The following is a 1,519-nucleotide window of genomic DNA, read 5'->3' as shown; positions in this document are numbered from 1 at the left end:
GTGCCGGCATCCTTATTGCAATTGCATGAGCATAGCGGTGGCGTCGCCTTAAGCAGGCATTGAGGCGCGCCCCCGTAAAACGGGGGGTAAGTGCATGGCTTTGTTTTCAAAGCGTGGTGGCTTTGCCATCAAACGCGCATTCGCGGTTCCGGGTTCCGGTATCGATGCTGCCAATGCCCATGTGGCAGAGGTATCCCAGCAAGCAGGGCTTGCCCGCCAAGCGCTGCCCGGCAGTTCGCCTTGTTCGCTTCGTGCGGCGCAAGCGTGGACTTTGTTCAAACTTGGACCGGTGGCACGTGCGTAAGAAGCGTCTGGCTCGGGTCGCCGTCGCCGGCCAGGTGTGATTGCCGGACGGTTGATGGTCCTCCTCGGCGCCACCGCGCTGGTGGGTTTTCCGCCGATACCGGCGGCGCATGCTCAGTTCGTCATAGACGAGAACGGCCCGGATGCTCCGGACAGGGGACCTGGTGGCTTTGACGCAGATGGCGATAATGGCGATCCCGGCGGATCGATTACAAATGCGACCCCTGGAGCCGTAAACAACGCTCCGCAGATAAACGTCAACGCATCTGGATTTGTCGGCACTGCCAATGGCGGCGATGGCGGCGACGGCGGCGAAGGCCTGGCTGGAACGCCCATTGAAACCAATGGTGGTGAGGGCGGCAATGGCGGCGTGGGTGGATCCGTCGACATTCTCAACAACGCTGTGATGTCGACCATCGGCACGGGACATCATGGCTTCGAAGCTTCTGCGGTCGGTGGCAATGGCGGCAGTGGCGGCGGCGCCCTGCCGGCGATCGCGAACCTCGGCGGCGACGCCGGAAGCGGCAATACCGGCGGCAACGCCAACGCGGTTGCGTCTGGCACCAGCGACATCACGACGACGGGCGACTTCTCCTACGGCATTTTCTCCAATGCCAGCGGCGGCAATGGCGGCCAGGGCGGGACAACATCGTCAGTCTCGGCGTCGATGCTGGTGACGGCGGTGATGGCGCTTCCGGCGGCACCGCATCGGCAAGCAACGCCGGCAAGGTGGAAACATCGGGATTGGCCTCTTATGGCATGCTGGTGCGGTCGGCAGGTGGTGTGGGTGGCAATGGCGCCGATGGCGTCGGGGTCGTCAGCGGCGGCGGCAATGGCGGCGGCGCCACTTTGGGCGGAAATGCCACGGGCAGCAATTCGGGCGGCATCATAACGCATGGTGATTTCGCCAGCGGCATGGCCGTACAGTCGGTCGGCGGCGGCGGTGGGGGCGGCGGCGACGCCTTCGGCCTGTTCGGCGGCGGTGGCACCGGCGGCGCGGGCAATGATGGCGCCAATGCAACCGGTACCAACACCGGCAACATCACCACCAATGGCCGGGGTGCTATTGGCATGCTGGTCGAATCGATCGGTGGCGGCGGCGGCGATGGCGGCCAGGGCGGGACAACATCGTCAGTCTCGGCGTCGATGCTGGTGACGGCGGTGATGGCGCTTCCGGCGGCACCGCATCGGCAAGCAACGCCGGCAAGGTGGAAAC

2 protein-coding genes are annotated in these 1,519 nt (G+C 65.0%); both read left to right on the top strand.

Annotation, left to right across the window (positions count from 1 at the left end; all coding sequences use genetic code 11):
• Positions 1-358 precede the first annotated feature (358 nt).
• Positions 359-1,195 (top strand): hypothetical protein, encoded by an 837-nt coding sequence (locus tag EN749_RS35580; RefSeq protein WP_128364920.1) that lies wholly within the window; start codon positions 359-361, stop codon positions 1,193-1,195.
• Positions 1,196-1,218: 23 nt separating this feature from the next.
• Positions 1,219-1,519, top strand: a 301-nt coding sequence (locus EN749_RS39490; RefSeq protein ID WP_189367963.1) for a hypothetical protein, incomplete at its 3' end; no start/stop codon positions are given.

The sequence above is a fragment of the Mesorhizobium sp. M7A.F.Ca.ET.027.02.1.1 genome (genome assembly GCF_004022985.1).
In the GTDB taxonomy this organism is placed as follows: Bacteria; Pseudomonadota; Alphaproteobacteria; order Rhizobiales; family Rhizobiaceae; genus Mesorhizobium.
The sequence above is the reverse complement of the archived record's forward strand: the minus strand, read 5'-3'. Positions and strand labels throughout refer to the sequence as shown.

Coding starts and splice junctions, on each gene's coding strand:
- EN749_RS35580 (WP_128364920.1), top strand. CDS start 359: ATGGTCCTCCTCGGCGCCACCGCGCTGGTGGGTTTTCCGCCGATACCG.